The organism is Alteribacillus sp. JSM 102045 (assembly GCF_041949975.1).
Lineage (GTDB): Bacteria > Bacillota > Bacilli > Bacillales > Marinococcaceae > Alteribacillus.
Map to the genome: position 1 here is coordinate 185,340 of NZ_JBHFQG010000003.1, position 15,894 is coordinate 201,233.

At 40.5% G+C, this 15,894-nt stretch carries 14 protein-coding genes and 1 pseudogene; 3 read left to right on the forward strand and 12 right to left on the reverse strand.

The features are described 5' to 3' along the window. Window positions 1-55: 55 nt before the first annotated feature. Window positions 56-1,237 (forward strand): MFS transporter, encoded by a 1,182-nt coding sequence (locus ACE1TI_RS03655; protein WP_375006218.1) that lies wholly within the window; start codon window positions 56-58, stop codon window positions 1,235-1,237. Between the two features lie 47 nt (window positions 1,238-1,284). Here the strand turns inward: ACE1TI_RS03655 and ACE1TI_RS03660 are convergent, their stop codons facing one another. Beyond that, window positions 1,285-1,503: a hypothetical protein gene (locus ACE1TI_RS03660; protein ID WP_375006219.1), complete on the reverse strand. Its 219-nt coding sequence runs from the start codon at window positions 1,501-1,503 to the stop codon at window positions 1,285-1,287. 139 nt (window positions 1,504-1,642) lie between these two features. Between ACE1TI_RS03660 and ACE1TI_RS03665 the strand changes: the two genes are divergently transcribed. Next, window positions 1,643-1,969: a DUF3243 domain-containing protein gene (locus ACE1TI_RS03665; RefSeq protein ID WP_375006220.1), complete on the forward strand. Its 327-nt coding sequence runs from the start codon at window positions 1,643-1,645 to the stop codon at window positions 1,967-1,969. A 133-nt stretch (window positions 1,970-2,102) separates the two neighbouring features. On the opposite strand, the pseudogene ACE1TI_RS03670 reads toward ACE1TI_RS03665, so the two are convergent. The 9 genes and pseudogenes from ACE1TI_RS03670 to ACE1TI_RS03710 all read right to left on the reverse strand — a co-directional run. Continuing rightward, a pseudogene (locus ACE1TI_RS03670) lies at window positions 2,103-2,231 on the reverse strand (hypothetical protein); the annotation flags it as partial. Window positions 2,232-2,277: 46 nt separating this feature from the next. After that, window positions 2,278-3,849 carry a SagB family peptide dehydrogenase gene (locus ACE1TI_RS03675; RefSeq protein ID WP_375006221.1) on the reverse strand — a complete coding sequence of 524 codons (1,572 nt, stop codon included), beginning with the start codon at window positions 3,847-3,849 and terminating at the stop codon, window positions 2,278-2,280. 22 nt (window positions 3,850-3,871) lie between these two features. Beyond that, a complete protein-coding gene (locus tag ACE1TI_RS03680; RefSeq protein ID WP_375006222.1) occupies window positions 3,872-5,815 on the reverse strand; it encodes a TOMM precursor leader peptide-binding protein in 1,944 nt (647 codons plus the stop codon). Next, complete coding sequence (locus ACE1TI_RS03685; RefSeq protein WP_375006223.1) at window positions 5,812-7,764, reverse strand: putative thiazole-containing bacteriocin maturation protein; 1,953 nt, start codon at window positions 7,762-7,764, stop codon at window positions 5,812-5,814. Before ACE1TI_RS03685 ends, ACE1TI_RS03680 begins: the two co-directional genes overlap by 4 nt. Window positions 7,765-7,939: 175 nt before the next feature. Continuing rightward, window positions 7,940-8,212 carry a heterocycloanthracin/sonorensin family bacteriocin gene (locus ACE1TI_RS03690; protein WP_375006224.1) on the reverse strand — a complete coding sequence of 91 codons (273 nt, stop codon included), beginning with the start codon at window positions 8,210-8,212 and terminating at the stop codon, window positions 7,940-7,942. Window positions 8,213-8,580: 368 nt separating this feature from the next. After that, window positions 8,581-9,288, reverse strand: a complete 708-nt coding sequence (locus tag ACE1TI_RS03695) for a nucleotidyltransferase domain-containing protein (protein WP_375006225.1) — start codon at window positions 9,286-9,288, stop codon at window positions 8,581-8,583. Between the two features lie 291 nt (window positions 9,289-9,579). Further along, window positions 9,580-9,678, reverse strand: coding sequence for a YjcZ family sporulation protein (locus tag ACE1TI_RS03700; protein WP_375006226.1), 99 nt, complete (start codon window positions 9,676-9,678; stop codon window positions 9,580-9,582). A 257-nt stretch (window positions 9,679-9,935) separates the two neighbouring features. Then, window positions 9,936-10,418 (reverse strand): hypothetical protein, encoded by a 483-nt coding sequence (locus tag ACE1TI_RS03705; protein ID WP_375006227.1) that lies wholly within the window; start codon window positions 10,416-10,418, stop codon window positions 9,936-9,938. Between the two features lie 142 nt (window positions 10,419-10,560). Then, on the reverse strand, window positions 10,561-11,910 hold the full coding sequence (locus ACE1TI_RS03710; protein ID WP_375006228.1) for an N-acetylmuramoyl-L-alanine amidase: 1,350 nt from the start codon (window positions 11,908-11,910) through the stop codon (window positions 10,561-10,563). A gap of 353 nt (window positions 11,911-12,263) precedes the next feature. Here ACE1TI_RS03710 and ACE1TI_RS03715 point away from each other — a divergent pair, with 353 nt between their 5' ends. Next, window positions 12,264-12,461: a zinc-binding dehydrogenase gene (locus ACE1TI_RS03715; protein ID WP_375006229.1), complete on the forward strand. Its 198-nt coding sequence runs from the start codon at window positions 12,264-12,266 to the stop codon at window positions 12,459-12,461. Between the two features lie 43 nt (window positions 12,462-12,504). Here ACE1TI_RS03715 and mgtE read toward each other — a convergent pair whose 3' ends face one another. Together mgtE and ACE1TI_RS03725 are read right to left on the reverse strand one after the other, a co-directional pair. Next, window positions 12,505-13,860: a magnesium transporter gene (gene mgtE / locus ACE1TI_RS03720; RefSeq protein WP_375006230.1), complete on the reverse strand. Its 1,356-nt coding sequence runs from the start codon at window positions 13,858-13,860 to the stop codon at window positions 12,505-12,507. Between the two features lie 190 nt (window positions 13,861-14,050). Then, the gene (locus tag ACE1TI_RS03725) at window positions 14,051-15,511 is read right to left on the reverse strand and encodes a Na+/H+ antiporter NhaC family protein (RefSeq protein WP_375006231.1); all 1,461 of its coding nucleotides are present in this window, start codon (window positions 15,509-15,511) and stop codon (window positions 14,051-14,053) included. Window positions 15,512-15,894: the final 383 nt, after the last annotated feature.

Sequence of the window (15,894 nt, forward strand, 5' to 3'; positions counted from 1 at the left end):
GCAGGTATTTTGTACAGATTACATATAACTATCAGCAGCGGGAGTGACATAACTTTTGGACACAAAAAAAGCTTTACCTATATTATTTAGCGTCATGTTTCTAGTCATGGTGGGGTTTGGAATCATCATTCCGGTTCTTCCATTTTATGCAGCAGAACTCGGTGCCTCCCCTGCCCAATTAGGGCTATTAATGGCTGTTTATTCGTTTATGCAGCTGGTTTTTGCACCAATGTGGGGAAGAATTTCTGATCGAATCGGCCGAAAGCCTGTTATGATGATGGGAATTTTCGGGCTCGCTTTTTCCTTTTTCTTTATGGGAGCAGCAACAGAGCTGTGGATGCTTTTTGCCGCAAGAATTATCGGAGGTTTTCTATCTGCAGCTAACATGCCAACTGTTATGGCATATGCTGCCGACATTACAAGTGAAGAAGACCGCGGTAAAGGAATGGGTATCATTGGAGCTGCTGTCGGGCTTGGGTTTGTTTTCGGGCCGGCGATTGGCGGTATTTTTTCAGAAACAAGCTTGGCTCTGCCTTTTTATTTAGCTGGTGCTTCTTCTTTGCTTACATTTTTACTTATTATGTTCGTGTTGAAAGAATCCTTAACTACAGCAAATGGAAAAGAATCATCTGTTAAATTACCTATCCGTAAAGCATGGAACGGTCCCATATCGATTTTGTATTTTCTGCAGTTATTTGTATCACTCTCCCTATCGGGTTTAGAAGCAACGTTTGCATACTTTGCTGCTGAAAAAGCGGGATTGGGCACCGTAGAACTAGGCTATATTTTTATGATCATGGGTTTTGCCGGTGCATTAGTTCAAGGCGGTCTGGTTGGAAAACTGACGAAGAAATTTGGAGAAGGATTCGTCATCCAAATTGGGATTGTAACCTCTGCTATTGGATTTGGTTTAATCCTGCTCGTAGAAAATTTTGCCACAGCAGCTATCTTTTTAAGCATTTTTGGAATCGGAAACGGTGTGATTCGTCCTAGTGTTTCAGCTTTAATCACAAAAGCATCGGCTGCAGGGTATGGCAGTGCTACAGGTTTTTTGTCTTCCTTCGATTCGCTTGGAAGGATTGTCGGTCCTCCATTAGGGGGCTGGCTCTTTTCAGTTTCCATTGGCTTGCCATATGTTTCAGGTATCCTATTATCGGTTATCGCCTTTCTTTTATACTACGTATACAAAGCCCAATCCAGAAAACCAACTGTTTCCGCTTCTTCAGCAGAAGGCTAAAAAGAGACCGCTCCACAACAAATAAAGGGAGCGGTCTTTTTACGTTGTCAGCTTTGATTCTGGTCAGGGTATGTTTGTGTAGTATTTGCGTTTGCTCCTGCTGCATTGTTTTCCTCTGTTAAAGACTTCAACGATTGAAGACTGCTTTCAAGCTTCTGTACTTCCGATTTCAGCTCTTCCGGCGAGTTAACCATCTCTCTTATCCTTTTGCCGGACTCTTCAATCTCATCACTCATTCGTGAAACAAGAGACACGTCGAATTTCATTCATACAACTCCTCCTCAACATGTATTTTTAATAGGATGGCCTTTGTAGACATTCTTTATTATGTAAGAATTGCACGTTATTTAACATTTCGAAGATAAAGGAAACCCTCTACTTAATACTTAAAGGAGGAAGATAAAAATGGTAAATATGATTAGACCAGAAGAAAAAGTGAAAGAATTGAGCGAAGAGAAAAAAGATGACATTATGAAGAACTTTACAGAGTTTCGTGACTTTTTAGGTCATAAAGTTGAAACAGGGGAAAAGGTCGGAATCGGCGAAGATGCCTTGACGAAGAATGCAAAACGCCTCGCTGATTATTTAGCGAAACATGAAGAGCCGAGAAACCGTGAAGAACCATTATTACGTGAAATGTGGAACGTATCTAACAAAGATGAACGCAACCACATAGCTCACGTATTAGTTAAACTCGTCGACAGACCGAATGATTATTGCGAAACCGGATAAGAGGCTCCCCCCTCTCTTCTTCCGCCCCCAGTTTCACACACCGAAATCGTAAGTTCTAGAATGTTTGGACGGGTCTCTTCTGTTATTTAGGTTATTTATTACATTCAGTTGCCAGGTCACCCGGCATTTATATTCAACACAACCAAATACTACTGGATGCCAGCTGTTTTAAAACATTTCCTCCTTCTGATAACTCATCAAATACATGATTTATTTCAGCTTCACTTTTACAATGAACAAACAATGAGAGAGAAGGAATACACGTAAACTCATGCTCTACACGATGCTATCTGTAAACATAAATGTTTTTAGCTATACAAACTTCCTCTCAACCAAGGCCGATGGTGATGGGGACCTATCGGGACTTGGATTAGACTCGTCATATCTTGTCGATCCATTTTGTAAATCTCATCACACAATTTTGCATCAAATCCGAGAAGCGGGTGCCCCCCAAATCCGATTGCAGATGCTGCTAATAGTAATCGTTGCACAAGCATTCCTGCTTCCATTTGTTGAATGCGATATCCTCTGTATCCTAATATCGTCTTAAAGTGGTTTTTATTTCCTGCAACATGTAAGCATAGCGGTACTTGGAACAAATTTACATTGTCCATAGACATTCCGTATTGCAAACGTAGTCGATGATCCCCAGGGTGTATCTCTCGTAACGCATGAGCAGCACCATCATAATAATAAGCACCATCAGGAATGCCTTCAACGTTATGCAAACAACCATACAATGAGACACGCGCCTCGTGTTTCTGATTTGTTCCGTCCAAATCATTTTGATACAAGAAGGAAGCCTTTGCCTCACGTAGAAGGGCTGCAAGTTGGTATTGGCTTACCTTCCCCAAAACAAAATCCATGTCTGGGGAGTATCGCTGCCTGCAGACTGACACCAGATCATAAGACAACCTATTTCCTTGAGGAAGAGGTATCATTTGACTTTCATCATTCATAACCTCTTTTGATTTTGATTGGATCTTCCGAATCGATTCTGTTGATTCGATCATGGATGCTTCATTCATCTTGATTAACATCGGAAACTCTATCTCTTTCTGTGAACGGACGTAATAATTAAACTCCTTCCTTTTCAAATCTCGACATAATTGGATTGATGAGATGCCTTCCTCGTTAGGAAACTGAGTTATAGGTTCTACGGATAACGGGATTACCGCATAAACGCTTTCCTCCTTTTCAGATAACCCGAGAAGATGATTAGCGGCCCGGTCCAGAAATTGAAAATACACATCCGATTTAAAGCCAAACCGCTTTGCCACTTCCAGCAGCTGTCCGATCAAAACACCTGTATCCAGACCTTGGAGACGGTAAGAAAAATTATTATACTTAAAGAAATTTTTCAGAAACATCGTTGACACAAAAACAGTACCAAAACAAGCGGAAACGTTGCAGCGATTACCTACAGAACGAGCTATATATGAATCAAAATTCCCTTCTCGTAACAAAACTAAGCGGTGATGTGCTGCATCAAAATGATACACTCCAGTAGGTAAATCTTCCACCTTCAGATACACATACAATTCGTTTGGATACAATGAACCGCCGGAAGGAACAAACCTTCGGTAAGACTCCATAAGGCCCGGTGCGTGTTTTGAAGGTCCCGTGTTCAAGACTGACTGGGAAAATTCGGTAAGACCATATACATACCAGAGAAAATGGCCGATATCGCGATGTTGTGGCTTTACAGGTGTTTCTTGCTCTTCAAGTGTGAGCGGTATTTCTGGAGAAAGCGGAACCACTGGTAAGCCAAGGTAGAGCTTATACGGAAGCGGAGCATCTTCCCAATCCACTTCCCAATCCGGTGGGCTTATCTTGTCAATGTCAAAATGTAGATTGTGCAAAAATGCGTCTAGACTCATCCTCCTACCTCCTACTCACTACTTAAGGAAACGGATGCGGGTATGGATTGAGCTGTTCAAGTGTCAGTGGTTGTTTCGTATACCCAAGTTCCATTGGCACTTTCAACACCCTCTCTAGTCCTGTTATGCGGGTAAGGTGATGTCCGAATGTCATTGGCAGCATCCCCGGAATCAGAACTTTTACGCAATGCAGTCCGTTTCGTTCGATTTCCGGTGTTGTCTGGTCAACTACAATTACATCGAGGTTCAATCGCTGAAGCTCGTGAAAAATGTCCTGCAAATCATCAGTCAGGTCTGAATGTCTTGACTCCCACTTGAATTCGTCGTCAAATGTTTGTAACGGACGATTATTGTCCAGCAAAAATTGTAGTCGCTCTTGTGCTTCCGGTAAACCGTACAGCATGCCGTGATCATCCATTTTCTGTACTAAGGATGAATCATGCAGCATTCGAACATACTCCTCCTGATTCTCCGCAAGTTTGTCGTCAAGTGTTAGCATCATGGCAGCCAATTCGTGGACGGCTCCTTTCACTGCCCGTAGCGGATCTAGATGTGCTCCGGCCGCACAAATGATATTTAATCCCTTTTCCTTCCTATTTTTTGCTAACGCCCAGACACTTGGAATACCGTGCTCCATCGTCGAGTTAAACAAATGCAAATCATATCCCGCTACTGCCCGCACTCGGTCGGCCATTAAGTGCAATTCTTTGTCGTCAGCGGAATAAAGATCAATGCGCTGAAGGGGCAGCTGTGCATACCAAGTGATGAGAAAAGAATCACGCTCTATCACTTCCAAAATTCCGTGAAATATAGCCTCCTCCAGACTTCCGCCTAGTGCGCATCCATTTGAAGTTTCATAGACAAATCCCTGTCCGCAGCCCAAGCTGTAATAAGCAAGTAATTCTGGAACCAAAATAGGACGATTTTGAAAAAACGAATAGCCCCATACCCAATTGATGGAACGATCAGGATGAAACGGTTTGAACGGAAAACCAGGTTGTTCATACTGTTCTTTTTCGTGCACGCCTACTTTAACAGGATTAAGCGCTTGATCTTCCAGATTACGGTAACTGTCATGAATCACTGTTCGTTTTCCATGGGGTGCTAGACCGCAATACCTTTCCAATCCCTCCAAAATAGCAGTCCATTCACTTTCCGCGTAGGAATGAGTCCGACCTCCTACTCCCTCATTCCCAGTAAACAACGGAAGATTTACACCTACATCGGCAAAAGGCGGCACGAGGTCATACATTTTATCGTTCAGAAATCCGGTCCTTGCATCCAGATAGTCTTTAACTAGTACTTTACTCAAGTCATCCATTGAACGACAGCGATAAGAATCCGTGCTAATTTTTGGACTTGATTTTAACGAAATTTCTGCCATTGCCGCTGAATCATCGGGTAATTGACCACAAACTGGACATAACGGGTCGGGAAGAAAAGAATGCCATGAACTTTTCAGTGTTTTCATATTCATTAAAGAGATCTGTCCATCCGAATGGGCTAAGCTGCCTTGCAACACTCTTTGTGTTTCTTCCACCAGCAGATTTGCTATTTGTAAAAGCCCTGTCCGCGACGCCCACACATCACGGGACCTTTTTCCGTGGGACTTCAACCTCTGTTCAATCTCCCACATCTCTTTCCGGTCCCGTGCTGCCATGAGTCGGCGCATATCCGCACACTGGGAGCAGCCACAGTTACCTGGGCGAACCAGCGGTCCAACCACACCCTCTCCAAAGGAAACAAACCCTCTTAACCATGGGATTTCGGTTGGACGCAGCACCTCTTCCGCTTTTTGATGTATAGAGGGTATCCAAGTATCATGCAATACTAAAACCAAGTCAGCTTTCTCGGGTACTTCTCTATTAAAATCATTATGATGAACTACTTCATATTGGGGGGACAGTTCTTGGAATAAGCGATCTGCCAAGAATCCTTCTCCCACAATAACCACGACAGCACTCACCGGGTTTCCTCCTCTCGTAACAGCACACCAAACACTCCTGCTAGTTCCTCTTTTAATATTGGTTCCAGTTCTAGCTCAAACACGGATAAACGTTTTTGGTTCCGTTCTAAGACTTGAATGGCTGACTGCAAGACTTCCGTTTGTGTCGTCTCTTCCATGATTACAATGCTTTGAGGCATGGTTTCTTCCAAAGTTACGGACGAAACCTCAAACACTTGTGTTGTGAGGCAATCCTCTTGGTTTTGTGCCTTCATAAGTGGACGTTGTAATGCTTTGCGTAATGCAAGAGTTCTAGTTAAACCTGCACTGCCATACCAAATTCCGTTTGTACCTACCCATACTACAGGGAATCCGGACACTTCCTTTCCTAAACCTATTAACGGGGCACCTTCCATTGTGGTTAGAGTCTGTAAATAAAACCGGCATTGCTCATCTTCTACCGCGCTTAATTCTACCGGAGAGACAAAATTCTTCTGATCAATCTGTTTTCGCAGCTCTTCAGCCAAGCAGCTTTTCAACCCGCGGCAAACACCTTCCATTATCGTTTCGCCCGCTCCAATACCAACAAATTCCTTCGGTTTGATCATACTATCCGTCATTTCCTGATGTGGAGATGGTGTTGTAACAATTTGACCAATCGTTTGAGATACATATTCCTCAATCCCAGTCAAACCAGCTTCTCTTCGTGCCTCCTTATGAGTCAAACCTGTACAGACAATTTGTGGTAACAGCTCAGCTGGTCCTTCCGACAACGGGTTGACAGCCTGGACACGACACTGAGCCAGCGGAAGCTGCTTTAAGTCTCCCTCCTCCCAAATATGGAAAATCCCTGATTCTTTTGAAGTTAACTGGCTGAAGCAAATTAGCAACCCATCCGAGTCTTCTTTCCTTGAGTTATGTTCTCGAATATCAAAATTTTGAAGCCATTTTGCTTCAACTCTTCCGGTTACCATTGGATGAGGAATAAACGGATGCCAATTTCCTTCTAATGTATTTAAATTAAGCAGGAAAAATTGATTCTTCTGTTCTGGTTCAATCACCCCCGTAACTTTTTTAAATAATTCAAACACGATGAGATTAGCCATCATAGCACTTGCTGTCGAAGAGAAAGCTGCAATCTCCTCGTCATCTTTATAAATCACAGATTGATGCAAACGGCGCCACGCAGACTCCCAACACCCCTCAGATTCTGGGTGGACCAAAGGACCTGCCAAACCCACCTGCTGTAAGCACACAGCAGGAAGTAACGTCTTTTTTTCTTTCCTGCAAACCTCATGAAGAACTCTCAATTCCTCTATATCACTAGCTTGTGATACATACATTACTGTCTCATACGGTTGAAGGATCTCCCGCCAACTAATACTCTCCTTTTGAAGATTGACCTCGTCAATCTTCACCTCAGGATCCGTTTTACGGGCATGTTCTATGAGTTCCTTTAACCGATGTTTATTAGTTGGTTCCTGGCCTGTTAGCAGCACATGAAACTTTGGCAATCCAGATTCCAATAATGCAGAAACTAAGGAAATAACAAAAGGACCAGCTCCCACTGCCAATACTTTCTCCTGACGATAGTTTTGAAAACGGTAAGCTCCCGAATCTCCAAAACTATCCAAAAATTCAATTTGAGATGCATACTTTTTAACAATTTGATCCGGTAATTGATGCGGACGGTCTTGGCTTGCATCCCGAACGAATCCATTTTGATATAGGACTTCTGCAATTTCATAAACGCGGTCCTTGTATGGGGTTGGCAATTCGTCTGTCAAATAACCCAATGTATGTTCCCCATTTAACATCGGTACCAGCTTTTCAACCCATTTATCGACCATACTGCCTTCCATACGAAATGAACTTAAGTTATTCCTAAAATAAACACTGCTGTTTGAATCAGGGAGAAAAAAAGTGTCTCTTTTCACTTTCAAACGCATAGAAGATGTTAAATTTGTCATTTCATTCCTCCTTACCTTCAGCTGTACTCAAAACGAAATATCACTTCCACTTACATCCTATGTAGTTCAATTTGTCTCTTATGTCTTATTTTATAGAGGAATGCCCCTTACAACTCTTGCAGGGGCATTCTTTATCCATATGGGAAGCAGCAGTTTTCGCAGCATACTTAAATGATTAGCCTCCACAACGACCGCCACAACGGCCACCGCAGTTACCTCCGCACCTAAAGCAATTAGAACATCTAAAACAATTAGAACATCTAAAGCAATTAGAGCACCGAAAACAATTAGAGCAGTTAAAACAAAAGAAGCAAAAGAAGCAACGAGCTCCGCATTGGCGAGCCTGATCCATTTGATATTGATTTTGGTCCCATGGAACTGCCTCATTCGCCTGGAAATCACCAACATTCAACTTTTGAAGATCGTTTTGAAATTCATCCAATTTCATAACCTCCTAAATGAAATTAATAGGGTGCTTCACAACATAAAAGAGGAGCAAAACGAAAATAATTTTAAAATAACTGTGTAACAGTTGAATCATTAATACTTCGTATCACCCTCCCCAACAAACTATGAAAGATAATTGGGTAATGTTCCTGATTCAAATGCCTAAATTTTTTAGTAGACAATCCAGAAATGGAGTGTTTACTGCCCAGTCAATAAAAAGAACGAACAAAAAAAATCTCAAAAGGATTTTATCCTGTTGAGACATACAAGCTTTTTTTCAATTAAGCATATGAGCCCTCCAACATATAGCCCGATTTTTTTATAAAACGGTGTGGATAAATAATTGAGGGACAATAGGAAGTTATTGATTTAAAATAATAACTCTTTATACCCCTCAAACAGCCTACCGCCATGTTGTTTCAAAATTTTATCGATCAATGTACTTAAAACTTCAGTATTTCCCGTCTTCATAAGGATTTGAAAGCCTTCTACATACCGTTCACAAAAAAGTTTATCGTATTGAAGTAAAGAATGATACATCCACTTTCCCTGGCCAATCCAATGTCCATTTGCTCTTAACAGAAATTCAGAAACGATATCAAAAAGCTTATTAGCCACAAAGATTTTTTCTTTGTCATCGGTATAGCTGTTTAAATCATCTAATAAATCGGTGATCATAAACCGCGAATGTTCCAGCTTTTCCTCTGACCATTTGGAAGGACCATTTTTTATACATTCTTTGGCTTCATCTTGAATTTCTTTAGCTGATCCATCATCTTTAAGAATGATCCCTTCGGCACACATTCTGGGTATCGAAGGGATACCTTCTAGACGACTCATTTGAAAAGAAACAGATAGAGACGTTCGGTTATAAACAAACGCTTCTATTTTCCATTCATAACAAAAAAAACATTGTCGAAATGATGATGACTGTGTTTCATCCAGGATAATGATATCCAAATCGGAACGTTCGGTTAACTCTTTTCTTGCTGCACTTCCAGCCAAAAAAGCAACATCACATTGAGGAAATGATTGTTGAAGAAATTTTCGCGCAGCTGTTTCCACTGGCATGTTCATTAATATTTTCCTCCTAAAATAAAAATGCACTCCTATACCATATGTTACTTTTGATAAAATTGTTTGTGACATATTTAAAAGGCGGTATCCTAGTAATCTTTCTGTACTCTACATCCAGTGGAAATCGAATAAGAAATAATCTAGGAATGGGCACAAATTTGAAGTAGATTGCACGTAAAGTTAGAAAAATAAAAGGCAAAAGCAATTATTGCCTTTGCCTTTTTCTGCTAAAGGAGATTGGAGGTGTTGTAGAATGGTTTTTACAGTATACAGAGACTTTACTGCTTCATCTTACCAAGATACAAAAGCTGTACCAACGATAACTAAAAGAATGAACAGTACAACTATTAACGCAAAGTTGCTAACTGGTTTACGTGAAATAAAAGACATATTACATTCCTCCTTTGAACTATAAACTTATTACATTAATAATGTATGGAATTCTACTCTATTCGTATAAACTGTTTCATTAATTATGTGCTTTTTTTTAATAATGGGAAGTGAGACTGCTTCATCTATCTACTATATATAAACATTAAAATTGGCGCTTTGTGAATTGAAACATAATATTATTTCCAAAAAAGGTAGGTATCAAAAACATGCTCCTTTCTGAATAAGCTCCCTTATATTAAAATTTAAGGCGTTCATTAACCATTCATTTCTAATATCCCCTTTAATATGATTAAAACTTCTTTAATTTCTGCGTTTTTTACCGATTGGTCCAAATTAAGCCAGGAGATCCCCGGAATAACCAATACAAAACAAGATATTACAAGTAAAAACGCCCAATTGGGAAACGTGGCGGGATCTCTTATCATAATTCCTAAAACCAGCGATACGACCGCTGTAAATACCCCGATAATAAATGGAGAAGGAAATTGAATTTTATTAACATTATCGAGATATGCAATAAAAGAATCAATTTTCACTTTTAACAGATTTTTTTCTTCGAAAGAAAGTTCATCCATTTTTGTTTTTAGCAATGGAACATTTTGATAGAAATATAAACTATATTTTTTATTGCTTGACCTAGTGAGATAGTTTTGGAAGAGAAGCAGGAACCCTTCTAATTCTGATTCCTTTAAAACAATACCTAATTCATTACTCATGTGCCCTCTATTTGTTTTCATAAGAAACAGCTCCAAAATAAGTATCCTATTAGTCATTGTTATTCTATCTTTTCCTTTTTATTTCCTTAAGAACTATATTCAAAGAAAATCCTAAAAAAGACACAAAAATGATTATTCCATCCTTGTGTCTTTCATGTTTACCCTATGCTCTAATTTGTTCGAGTAAGTCATCTAATGTCTGCTGACTGGCTTTTACATTACTTTCATAAATGTTTAATATCATTTGTCCATATCTGTCTCCTGGCACGGCCCATTTGCCATTCAAACCAATCCAGGTCGTAGCTGAACCTCTTTCGACACGCTGAAATCTAGGGTCTACTAATGGATATTCACGGGGCAGTTCAGAAGTAGAGCTATAAGCATACAAATGCTGTAAATGAGCAAGCACCCCTTCTTCTAGTGTTTCAAAGCTTGCTCCTGGATTATCCGGACCTGTTGCTCCTAAACCGCAAAAGTTGTTTTGTTCAGGTTTCACAACCCCAGTAAATCGGAAATAATCTGTTTCGTGTATGGCCTGGGCAAAAGCCACATCTCCTCTTATTCCATAGTATTCTCCATACTTCAAGTAGTAATATCCTAATTCTGGTGCGTCAGGATTAACAGTTTTTGCAAACCGATTTAAAAGTTCAGGAGATAATAAAGCAGGCCCCATAATAGTATATGCTTCTTCTCCATCGTTAACATCTTCATTGGTATTATCTTGATCAATTACGATAAAAGCATCCTCGATTCCTATTTGCCTTAGCCGATCTATTCTTGTTTCGGCATTTTCTCTATATTTAAAAGAACCTGCTTGAACTCTGTATCTAACTTGCCCTGAAATAGTCGTTAATACAACAATGGCACCAATCCCGTTCTCCTCAATATAAGATGCTCGATTTTCTGCATTTTCTCTATTTGCAAAGGATCCCGCTATGACCCGGTAAAAAGTGCCATAGTCTTGTTTTTGCTGCAGGTTAAATGCTTCCTCTAGCCCATTAACATGTCCTCGGGCCACAGCCTGGCGCCAGGAAGATTCCCTCATAATTGCAGCATCACTGCTGTTATCGATAAAACCGATTTCTGTTAGTAATGCCGGCATTCTTGATTCTCGTAAAACATGAAAATTTGCTTTTTTCTTTCCCCGGTTTGATAGACGGTTCATAGACACGATATGCCGGTGCATACTGTCCCTGATTTGAGCTGTTCGAGAAGAATCAGACAAGCTGTTGTGGATATAATCTTCATAGCCTCTTGCCTGCCCATTGTAGGCGTTACAATGGATAGATAAAAAATAATCGGCATCCCATTGATTCGCATCATTCGTACGCTGGCTTAAGCTTACTGCTCTATCCGATCTTCTGCTCATCCGTACTTCTACATTTTGGTATTCGTTTAACAAAATATTTCTTATTCTCAATGCAATATCTAAATTAATATCCTTTTCTCGTAAGCCATTACCCGTTGCCCCGGTATCGTTCCCTCCGTGACCCGGATCTAAATAGAGTTTCATTTGAAACCCTCCTTTCATCTTTTATACTATGAAATTAAAAACATAACGTATGGACAAACTTCCTTGATTACCTTTCGGATGGAAATTCACCTGTCCTCCTTTTATAAAAACCGGCTCTTAAAGCCAATTTTATATCCGCTTGCAGAGCATTTCTCTTTTTATTATTTTCGCGCCCATTGGCTACTGAAGGTACTGTACTAACGCTTGGAAACGGCGGCAAATGTCATTGCTACAACTTCTAACGAGGAAAAAGCTGAAAGGAGGTACAAAAGAAGTCATCAATTATAAAAAAACCAAGCTGGGGAAAGATTACAAAAGAGCTTTCGGGTGGGGGAAAAATCGATTAATTTGACTTGTTTGGCAGAGCTTCCATCCGAACGATTGGAGTAGGCAGCCGGGATGACTTTGAAGCTATGAACAGCCTCATCGAAGCTAAAAAATTAAACCCTGTCGTAGATACTGTCTTTTTGTTTGAACAATCTAAAAAAGCTTATCAGGCCTTAGAAAGCCAGAAATTTTTCGGAAAAATTGTAATTTATCATGAGTCCTAGAAAGATAGAGAACAGCCTGATGATCCTTCAGCAGGTGTTCTTTTTAAAGATATTGAATTAATGCCGTAGCAATGGTGAAATAAATGAGTAAACCAATAATGTCGTTCAGCGTAGTGATAAAAGGACCGGATGCTACAGCAGGATCAATATGAAGCTTATTAATAATAAGCGGCAGCAGAGCTCCAATGAATGCAGCCACACTTAAAGTTAGAAAAATGGAAACAGCTACAATGCCGGCAAGCATCGGATTTCCATATAAAACGCTGACCGTAATCACCAGCACCACAGCACATATCAATCCCATCAAAACACCGGTGCCAAGTTCACGCCTCAGCATTTGCCTTATTCCTTTTCGTTCAAATGAACCGGTCGCCAAGCTTCGAACAACCACAGCTAATGACTGCGTGCCCGTATTGCCAGCTGAATCCATAATTAATGGAATAAAAACAGATAATAACACGACTGCTTCTAACGTTTCTTCAAATTGCCCAATAACATTGGCGGTGATCAGACCGAGAAACATAAGAAGCACAATCCAGGGTGCTCTTTTTTTAGCCGCTTGAAATGCGGTTAAATTTGCATCTGTTGACCCTTTTGATGCTGAAATTTCCCCAATATCTTCTGTCATTTCTTCTTCAAGCACATCCATCACATCGTCAACGGTTACAATCCCTACCAAATCCTTTTGTTTATTAACAACCGGCACAGCCAGCAGGTCATATGTTTTGATGATTTCCGCTACTTCTTCCTGGTCAAGGTCATCCTCTACAGAAACGACTCTCGTGCTCATAATATCTCGAATCATTTTATTTTCGTTATTTACGATCACATCACGAAGCGATACAACCCCGACAAGATTCCCTTCTTCATTTACCACATACAAATAATAAATGGTTTCTACATCCTGCTCGGACTTTCTTAAAAATGTCATGACCTCAGCAACGGTTTGATCAGAAAATATCTCTAAATATTCTTTTGTCATGATGGCACCGGCTGTTTCACGAGGGTAGGACAATATTTCTCTTACATCTGCTGCTTCAGCGGGATCCATCATTCTAAGGAGAGATTCTTTTCTTTCTTCCCTTGGAATTTTATCAAAAAACGCAGCGGCATCGTCTGCGCTTACTACATTCAGCATTTGAGCGGCATAATTTTCGTCCATTTCCTTAATAGTAAAAAATTGATCTTCATAGTCCATCTCTTGAAATATATTGGAAAACTCTTCTGGCGTAAGCCAATCATAAAGCAGCAGCCGTTCTTGTTTTTCCAGTTCCCGAATGACTTGCATCTGATCGTTCCCGTGCCAATCAAGAAACATTTCTCGAAAAGCTTTGTCCTCATGCTCTTTTAACCAATGCCGTACTTGATCTATCATTTGCTTTATAGAGTCTTGATTCATAGCGTCATTTGTTCCTCCTTTCACTGCTCCATTTACGAATATCTTTATTATTCCTCAACAGGCAGGGTTAAAACCACCATTCTATACAAAGCTTCCAACAGAATAATAAATGTTTATATTCAAGTATCTTCTAAATGGCAATAAAGCCGTCCCTGGCTATAAGGACGGCTTTCATGAAATCTTTTTAAGGCTAATCTTTTGGTTTGTACTTCAGAGCTTCTCCTTTTTTTCCTTCATAACGTAATCCCCAGCTGGTTAAAGCGGCAAAAAGCATAATAAGAGCTAAAAACCAGCCATGAAAAACAAACGGAAATACTTCGCTTGGCTGAACAATTGGAAGCCAAGTATACGTCTCCTGCATGCTTTGAATCGTGGACCAGCCTAGTAAAACAGGTGCTCCCCACGGGAATATATAGCCTAAAGATGATGTGACAGCGTCAAGCATGTTGGCTCTTCTGTATCTATGAATACGGTATTTTTCGCCAATGGCTCTTACAAAAGGGGCAGCAGCAATCTCGGCAGCAGTGTTAATTGTAATCGCACTATTTAAAAGTGCCACAATGCCCCACATTGCCGATTCAGCCCGCCGCATAGAGGAACGAACCCATTTGATCACTCCATTTGTAATCGCCTGCATCGTTCCCCCTAAATGCATAAGATGTGCTGCCGCTACAATCAATAAGATTAATACAGCCATGTTTACATATCCTTTAATCCCCTCAATAAGCGCACCTTGTATGATATCATCAGATGTTGCATCAAAATGAATAATATCGCTGAATGTCCCTAAGTTTAATAACAGGATTAATGGGATGGAAGAAATGATGCCCCATGTTAAAGAAGTTAATAGATGGTGACCGCTTAACGCTAATATAAGTACTAATGCAAAAGGCAGCAACATAATAAGACCAGTTGGATCCGTTGAATTCATCATAGAAGTAAGCGCTTCTTGTTCTCCTAACGAGGATGAACCTCCTCCCCCAAACAGTGCAAATAAAAAAATAGAAGGTACAGCTGCAGCGATCGAATACTTAAAACGGCTTCGCACGACTCCTGGCACATCAGCATTTTGTGTCGTAGCAGAAACAATGGTTGTGTCTGATACAGGTGCTAAATTATCTCCAAAAACAGCTCCAGCTAAAATGGCTCCAAAAAGCATAACAGGATCTGCCCCGGTCGCTACACCAGCCGGAAACATTAAAGTACAAAAGGCAACCGTAGTACCGTATCCTGTTCCTACCGCAGTAGAAAATACCGCAGCCAGAACAAAAGTCAGCGCTACAAAAATCCCTCCGGTTACTCCTGTAGCTATACCGATCCAAACAAGACCTTCTACTAATCCTCCTAATTGCAGCACTTGAGAAAACATGCCCGCATAAAACCATGCCACAATAGCTACAACACCCACTGGCTGTGATAAGCCTTCAAACAAGCCCTGTGCATAATGTTCCCACCGGCTTTTACAAAGAAGCAAACCGACAGTTAAGCCAATCATAGCTCCCATGACTAAACTGATTTCAGAAGAGATTTGTAAGACACTAGTGGTTACCGCCCAAGCAACAAAAAAGACTAGCGGTACTGCAGCACCAAATGGTCCTAATCGGAACTGTAAGGACGTAATTTTATCTTTATATTCCGAACGGTCCGACATATTTTTTCACCTTCCCTTCCAGTTAATTTTTATAATAAAAATATAAAAACCTTAACTTCAAATTATGCACGGTTCTTTCCTATAATTCAATCATTACTTCTTTCTTCATCTCATGAACATAAGCGCAAGCGCCCTGGTAAGCCTCGATAGGTAAATGTTCTCCAGGCAATAAAGGCGCTCTTTGCCTTTAATGACTGGAGGTTATTTAACCCCGAGAGGCTGGGCGCTGAAGCTAGACGCGGATCAAACAAACAATATGGAGATAGTTATCCACAGCTTGTAAAAACATAATTTTCTAAACAATAAAAAAACTCGGCTTATCACCGAATCCTTACGGCGTATGCCGTAGTTTTACTTATACTGTTTAACAGTATAAAAAAAGC